This is a genomic window from Kribbella albertanoniae (assembly GCF_004348455.1).
Classification (GTDB): Bacteria; Actinomycetota; Actinomycetes; order Propionibacteriales; family Kribbellaceae; genus Kribbella; species Kribbella albertanoniae.
Genome location: NZ_SMKA01000367.1, coordinates 1 through 7,279 on the forward strand (window position 1 = coordinate 1; position 7,279 = coordinate 7,279).

Sequence of the window (7,279 nt, forward strand, 5' to 3'; positions counted from 1 at the left end):
GGGCTGGGGGGACAGGCCGAGGGCTACGGCGGCTGCGCCTCGGCAGCCGACCTCGGGCTCGGCGCAGACGTCGGTGGGGCGGGCGAAGGTGGCGGTGAGACAGCGCCGCCACCAGGCGGAGGCGTCGATGCCGCCGCCACCCAGGACGACGGACAGCTCGTGGCCGAACAGTGCGTCCAGTTTGCGCAGTCCGCGGTCCACCTCGAGCGAGATCCCTTGCAGGGAAGCAGCGAGCAGCGTTTCGGCGGTGTCGTCGAAGGACAGCCCGAAGTAAACGCCGGAACCACCAGGCACGGTCGCCGGCGGTCTGGTGCCGGCCTGGAACGGTACGGCGATCACCCGCGACGCACCGATCTCCACGGTGGTCGGTTCATCGTGTTCGAGCCGCAGCAGGCCCGTGAGCCACGCATGCATGTTTCCGGCGGCCGAGAACGCCATACCGGTCACAGCGCGCTTGTCGTCGACCCGGTACCGCCAGAGGTCCCACGGGAGCTCGGGGGCGTTGTCGATCGGGTGCACGACCCGCACGGCGGCCGACGTACCGACTGTGACTGCTGCGGATCGCGAGTCGTAGGCACCGGTGCCGACATTGGACGCGGCGCCGTCTCCGGTTGCCGGATGCACCGGTACGCCGACCAGGCCGGGCCAGCGTCGTGCGTACTCGTCCGACAGGCGACCGGTCCACCCGGTGGGCACGATCGGCGGCAGGACGTCAGCTTTCACACCGGCGATCGCCAGAGCCTCTTCGTCGTACTCGCCCGTGGCTAGGTTGAGTGTGCCGGTGCCAGACGCGACTGAGACCGAGGTGGCGCGCTCACCGGTCAGTCGCTCGATCACCAGGTCGGGGAGGCCGGCGAAGCTGGCGGGGCTCGTTTCGCTCAGCAGCCAAGGGATGCGGCGCGTCCAGTACAGCCGGTGCAGCCAGCTGCCAGTGCGCGCGTGGAACGCCTGCTCGTCGAACGACGACCCCAGGTCGAGGTCCACCGAGCGAGTGTCCGCCCAGCTGATCACTGGGGTCAGAGCGGCGCCCTGACTGTCCAGGGCGACGATCGAGTGCCACTGCGTGGACAGAACGATCGCCTCGATCGCTTCGAGGTGCCCGCCCTGCTGTAGCTCATCCAGACAGCCCAGCAAGCCCTCGACGTACTCGTGCAGGTCGAGGACAGCAGATCCGTCACCGCCGTACGTCGGACTGATCTTGTGCCGCGCCAATGCGCCCGGGACCGGGGACGCGTCTGTTGCGGACAGGACGAGCGCGCGGGCGGACGACGTACCGAGGTCGAGTGCTAGGAGGCGGCCGTCAGTCCTCGTCATGGAGCGCCTTGAGGAACGTGGCGGCCCACAGGTTCACGTCGTGGGCAGCCAGGTGCTTGCGCATCGCCTTCATCCGGCGGCCGAGCTGGCGGTCGTCGGTGTTCATGGCGTCGACGATGGTGTCCTTCATGCCGTTGATGTCATGCGGGTTCACCAGGAAGGCCTGACGGAACTCGTCGGCCGCACCGGCGAACTCACTGAGCACCAGCGCGCCGGTGTCGTCGTACCGGGTCGCGACGTACTCCTTCGCGACCAGATTCATCCCGTCGCGCAGCGGGGTCACCACCGCGACATCCGCGGCCCGGAACAGTGCGGCCATCTCGGTGCGCGAGTACGACGTGTGCAGGTAGTTGATCGCCGGTGTGCCGATCCGGCCGTGCTCACCGTTGATCCGGCCGACTAGGAGCTCGATCTCGTCGCGCAGCACGCGGTACTGCTCCACGCGCTCGCGGGACGGCGTCGCGACCTGCACGAAGACCGCCTCGTCGACGGAGATGCGCTTCTCGTCCAGGAGCTCGCCGAACGCGCGCATGCGTTGGCGGATGCCCTTGGTGTAGTCGAGCCGGTCGACGCCGAGCAGGATGTGCGACGGGTTACCGACCTCGTCACGGATCTCCTGCGCCCGCTGCTCGGTCTCCGGCTTGCGGGCCAGCTCCTCCAGCTCGCCGACGTCGATCGAGATCGGAAAGGCCTTGGCCCGTACGACGCGGTCGTCCGGCAGGTGGATGCGATCGCCACGGGTCCGCAGGCCCATCCGGTTGCGGGCGAGCCGCGCGAAGTTGGATGCGGCGCCAGGACGCTGGAAACCGACCAGGTCCGCGCCCATCAGCCCGTCCAGGATCTGCCGGCGCCAGGGCATCTGCGCGAACAGCTCGGTGGGCGGGAACGGGATGTGCAGGAAGAACCCGATCCGCACGTCCGGACGCAGCCTGCGCAGCATCGCGGGCACCAGCTGCAGCTGGTAGTCGTGCACCCAGACGTCGGCGCCCTCGGCGGCGGCATCTGCGGCCGCTTCGGCGAACCGGCGGTTCACAGCGACGTAGGACTCCCACCACTCGCGGTGGAACTCCGGTGCGACGATCACATCGTGGTAGAGCGGCCAGAGCGTCGCGTTCGAGAAGCCTTCGTAGTACAGCTCCACGTCCTCGGCCGTGAGCATCACCGGGACCAGATGCAGCCCGTCGTTGTCGAACGGGTCCACCTTCTCGTCGGCGCTCCCGGTCCAGCCGATCCACGCTCCATGGTGGCCCTGCATCACCGGGTGCAGCGCGGTCACCAGACCGCCTGGGCTGCGGCGCCAGGCCGTACTGCCGTCGGGCATCTCGATTCGGTCGACAGGTAGCCGGTTGGCCACCACTACGAAGGAACTTCGTCCGTCGGGCATGTTTTTGTTCATCCAGTCAGGTCGTCGTCGTCACCGGGGTAATGGACCCCGATCTGGCTCCGCGTCTCGTCGAGCAGTTCAAGGATCTCGAGCGTCCCCGTGTGCGGCAGCGACGGCACCTCGATCTGCCCGTCACGCAGCGCACGCATCACAGCGGTGGCTTCGTAGTGGTACCCAAGGCCATGCGCCGGTACGTCGATCCGCTCCGCCCCAGCGGCCGTGTGACGCACGTAGTACTCAGGGTGGTGGAACCGGTGCGGCAACTGCAGGCTGCCCTCCGGACCGCTCACCGAGGCCACCCACGGGTTCTGCGACTTCAGACCGCAGGTGAGGGCCGCCACCGCGCCGGAGTCGTAGCGCCAGGCCATGGCGACGTTCAGGTCGATGTGGTCCTCGTTGAGCGAGGCCACTGCCTTCACCTCGGCAGGGCGGCCCAGGGCCATGTAGGCGAACGTCATCGGGTAGATGCCGCCGTCCATCAGCGATCCGCCACCCAGCGCCGGGTCCAGCAGCCGTGCGGGCAGGGAGGGCTTGTGGAAGGCGAAGTCCGCAACGACCTGCTGCGGCTCTCCGATCACTCCGGACGCCAGATCCGCGAACAGGGCCTGGATGACCGGGTTGGTGCGCATCCACATGGCCTCTGCGAACAGAGTCTTGTGCTCGGTGGCTACGGCGATCAGATCGCGCGCCTGGGCCGCAGTGAGCGTCACGGGCTTCTCACACAGCACGGCGACCCCGGCCTGCAACGCAGTGCGGGCGATCGCGTAGTGCTGTGGGTGCGGCGTGCCGATGTAGATCACGTCGACGGTGCCGGAGTCGATCAGCCGGCGGTAGTCGTCGTACGCGTGCTCGATGCCGTGCTCGGCCGCGAACCGGTCGGCGCTGTCCTGTGACCGGGAGGCGACAGCGGTCGCGACGGCCCCGTCCAGCAGCTTCAGATCCCGCGTGAACGAGGTCGAGATGTTGCCAGTAGCAACGATGCCCCAGCTGACACGATCTACACCCACTGTGTGAACTCCGGGGTCGGGAACGGTCCGTCTGCCTTGATTCTCGCGGTTTCGAAGGCGTGAGCCAAGCGAATGAGCGTGGCGTCACTCCGACCGGTCCCGCTGAACGTGATGCCGACGGGTAGTCCGGAGACCAGTCCCGCGGGCACCGAGAGCAGCGGATAGCCCGCCAGAGCGGCATGTGAGGACGAACCGCCCAGCACGTTGTCACCGTTCACCAGGTCGATGCTCCAGGCCGGTGAGTACGACGGGCTGACCAGCGCGTCGAGCTGGTTGTCCCTGAGCAGGTCGTCGATGCCGTCCCGGCCCGCACGCAGTGCGGTGAGCCGGGCGGAGACGTAGGCAGGTGAGTCCAGGCCCTCGGTCGCTGCGGCCCGCTCGAACAGCTCCTGGCCGAACCACTTCAGCTCCACCTCCGCATGGTCGCGGTTGAAGGCGATCAGGTCGTCCAGAGTCTTAGGTCCGCCCGGAGCCCGGGTGGCGAGGTACGCCGCCATGTCGATCTTCATCTCGTGTGCGAGCACCTGGAGCTGGTCCTCGTCGCCACCTGGTGTCGGGAGCGACAGGTGGTCGACCAGAGTGGCACCGCACCGGCTGAGTGTCTCGAGCGCCTGCTCGATCACCTGATCCAGACCGAGCGAGTAGCCCCAGAGCGGACCGCGCGGTACGCCGATGCGAACGTTGCTGAGGTCGTCCCCGCGGCAGTGCTCGGTGTAGTCGGTCCCACCGCCAGTGAGCACGTTGAGCAGAGCTGCGGCCTGCCTGACGGTCCTGGTCATCGGACCGGCGGTGTCCTGCGAGTGCGCGATCGGCACGATGCCCTGCTGCGAGACGAGGCCCACTGTCGGCTTCAGACCGACTATGCCGTTCAGAGCGGCCGGACAGACGATCGAACCGTTGGTCTCGGTACCGATGGCGAAATCGGTGAGCCCGGCGGCCACAGCGGCCCCGGAGCCACTGGAGGAGCCACCGGCCGAGCGGTTGAGCGCATACGGGTTCCGCGTGAGACCGCCGTACCCGCTCCAGCCGGAGGAGGACGAGGAGCCACGGAAGTTTGCCCACTCGCTCAGGTTGGTCTTGCCGAGGATCACGCAGCCGGCTGCCCGCAGTCGCTGGACCAGTACGGCGTCCTGCGGCGGCGGGGGCTGCTCAGCCAGCGCCAGTGACCCGGCAGTGGTCAGCAGGCCGGCCGTATCGATGTTGTCCTTGACCAGCACCGGGACACCGTGCAGCGGACCGCGGACGCGACCTTGGTCACGCTCCGTGTCGAGCTGAACGGCGTCGGTGAGAGCGGCGGGGTTGGGCGTGCAGATGGCGTTGACCAGCGGGTCCACCTCACGGCTCCTGGCCTGCAGCTCTTCCACCAGCGCCTGGCTGGAGAGAGTTGAGCTCACCCTCTGATCCTGCCAGAGTTACCCCTGCCCGGCCGCCCGCGTACGACACGCTCCGTGTCGTTCCACCGGTGAATGACATTGCTGTTGTTCGGCACGTACAGTGGAGCGCGGACGGACGATCACCGACCGCACAGGAGTCAGCAGCAGATGGACAGCGCCAACGCCAGCTCTTCCGAGCCCGCCGAAGCCGCGACGCCAGTGATTGCCGGCCTTTCCGAGCGCGACGGACAGATCCTCGCTTTCGAGCGGCACTGGTACAAGTACGCCGGTGCCAAGGAGCAGGCGATCCGGGACCAGTTCCAGATGTCGGCAACCCGGTACTACCAGGTGCTGAACGCACTGATCGACCGGACCGAGGCCCTCGCGCACGACCCGCTGCTGGTGAAGCGCCTGCGCCGGCTGCGCGCCGCCCGCCAGCGCGCCCGCTCCGCACGTCGACTGGGTATCGAGGTCTGACGATGTCCCGCCCCAAGGGCGACAAGGGCCAGGTGCTCTCGTCCCTGGTCGCTGTGGTCGCCGTCGTTGCCGTAGTCGGCGGATTGCTCGTGCTGTTCGGGACCCGTGGTCACGAGAGCAGTGCGGACGAGCCGAAGGGCACCAGTACGCCGAAGCCGTCGGCCAAGCCGTCCGGTGGACCGTCGACCATCGTGGCCAGTGTGCCGTCGCGGAAGCCGACCACCGCACCACCTACCACCGAGCCCACCACTGTGCCGCCCAGGACTGTGCCGACCACAGAGCCCACGACTGCTCCGACACAGCCCCCGGCTACGCAGCCGACGACGATTCCGACCGCTGAGCGGCCGGCTGCCGAGGTGTACAACAACACCCCGCGCAAGGGCCTGGCCGACCAGGTCGCCGGGCGCGCGCGGCAGGCCGGCTGGACCGTGTCCGGTGTGGACAACTGGCACGGCAAGGTCGTCGAGAGCACGGTCTACTACCCGCCGGGGATGGTGCAGGCGGCCAACCAGCTGGCCCGCGACCTCGGTGTCGGCCGGACCAAGCCGGCGCTGGACAACATGAAGATGGACCGCCTGACGGTGATCCTGACCTCGGACTACACCGGATGAGTACGCCGGTCATCCAGACCGACCTCGGCCACGCCGGCTGGCAGGCGATCGTCGCCGACCCGGCCAGTGCGGTGATCGCTACCGATTTCGACGGCGTCCTGTCCCCCCTGGTCGAGGACCCGGCCCGTGCGCGTCCTGTCGACGGTGCGCTCGACGCACTGGCCCGGCTGGCCCGTTCGGTGCGTCAGGTCGCCATCGTGACCGGCCGCCCTGCACTGGTCGCCACGGAGCTGACCGGCGTCACGGGACACCCCGGGCTCGGCGGCCTCGTCGTACTGGGTCATTACGGCCTGGAGCAGTGGGAGGCGTCCACCGGCAAGATCACCAGCGACCCGGTCCCGCCTGGTGTCGCAGTGGCGCGTGAGCGGCTCCCTGAGCTTCTGAGCGTCGCCGGTGTGCCGGACGCCTTCGTGGAGGACAAAGAGAGCTCTCTGGCCGTCCACACCCGCCGCCTGACCGATCCGGCCGGTGCCTTCGCCAGACTCCGTACGCCGCTCACCGAGCTGGCCGACGCGACCCAGCTTCGCCTGGAGCCTGGCAACCTCGTCCTGGAGCTCCGCCCGCCCGGAATCGACAAGGGCGTGGCCCTGCGCCGACTGCTCGAGTCCACCGGCGCCCAGTCGATCCTCTACGCCGGTGACGACCTAGGCGACCTGGCCGCGTTCCGAGCTGTCGAAGAAGGGCGCAGGACCGGTCTGAACGCCGTACTGCTCGCCACTCGCTCCTCCGGCGCCACCGAGCTGATCGAAGCCGCCGACATCGTCGTCGACGACCCCACCGGCGTCGTCACTGTCCTGACGGCCCTTTCGGACGCGATCGCAGCGCGCTGACCGCCTGCGCCACCGTCCGCCCGATCGGCTGCACCGGCCGTTCCACGTAACCGCCGTCCTTCAGACTGGCCATCCGCTCGAACGGATTCCGCGACGCCGGATCACCGGTCAGCAGCCACGAGACGACCACCCCCACGACGTACAAGGGCAACATCGGCAACCCCAGCAGCCAGAAGTACTGCCACGAGTGCCGCTCCTCGTGCTGCACCAGCAACTCGTCCCCGAAGTACGACACCTCGTGCTTGCTCAGCACCACGTTCCCGATCGTGAACGCCCCCGCCAC

General features: G+C 68.5%; 7 protein-coding genes and 1 pseudogene. 3 read left to right on the plus strand and 5 right to left on the minus strand.

What is annotated here, in order from left to right; translation table 11 throughout:
• The 4 genes from E1261_RS41555 to E1261_RS41570 form a co-directional block, all read right to left on the minus strand.
• A partial coding sequence (locus tag E1261_RS41555; RefSeq protein WP_132415267.1) for an FGGY family carbohydrate kinase occupies positions 1-1,314 on the minus strand: 1,314 nt, incomplete at its 3' end.
• Complete coding sequence (locus E1261_RS41560) at positions 1,301-2,710, minus strand: trehalose-6-phosphate synthase (RefSeq protein WP_238176778.1); 1,410 nt, start codon at positions 2,708-2,710, stop codon at positions 1,301-1,303. The genes E1261_RS41560 and E1261_RS41555, both read right to left, overlap by 14 nt.
• Positions 2,707-3,705, minus strand: a complete 999-nt coding sequence (locus E1261_RS41565) for a Gfo/Idh/MocA family protein (RefSeq protein ID WP_132415269.1) — start codon at positions 3,703-3,705, stop codon at positions 2,707-2,709. The genes E1261_RS41560 and E1261_RS41565 overlap by 4 nt, the downstream gene beginning before the upstream one ends.
• On the minus strand, positions 3,696-5,099 hold the full coding sequence (locus tag E1261_RS41570) for an amidase (RefSeq protein ID WP_132415270.1): 1,404 nt from the start codon (positions 5,097-5,099) through the stop codon (positions 3,696-3,698). The genes E1261_RS41565 and E1261_RS41570 overlap by 10 nt, the downstream gene beginning before the upstream one ends.
• Before the next feature lie 147 nt (positions 5,100-5,246).
• Between E1261_RS41570 and E1261_RS41575 the strand changes: the two genes are divergently transcribed.
• Genes E1261_RS41575 through otsB form a run of 3 tightly spaced genes read left to right on the plus strand, consistent with a single transcriptional unit; the run spans position 5,247 to position 6,996 of the window.
• A complete protein-coding gene (locus tag E1261_RS41575) occupies positions 5,247-5,555 on the plus strand; it encodes a DUF3263 domain-containing protein (RefSeq protein WP_132415271.1) in 309 nt (102 codons plus the stop codon).
• 2 nt (positions 5,556-5,557) lie between these two features.
• Complete coding sequence (locus E1261_RS41580; RefSeq protein WP_132415272.1) at positions 5,558-6,166, plus strand: LytR C-terminal domain-containing protein; 609 nt, start codon at positions 5,558-5,560, stop codon at positions 6,164-6,166.
• Positions 6,163-6,996, plus strand: coding sequence for a trehalose-phosphatase (gene otsB / locus E1261_RS41585; protein ID WP_132415273.1), 834 nt, complete (start codon positions 6,163-6,165; stop codon positions 6,994-6,996). Before E1261_RS41580 ends, otsB begins: the two co-directional genes overlap by 4 nt.
• On the opposite strand, the pseudogene E1261_RS41590 reads toward otsB, so the two are convergent.
• Positions 6,953-7,279 (minus strand): annotated as a pseudogene (locus E1261_RS41590) (hypothetical protein); the annotation flags it as partial. The gene otsB and the pseudogene E1261_RS41590 sit on opposite strands and share 44 nt — an antisense overlap.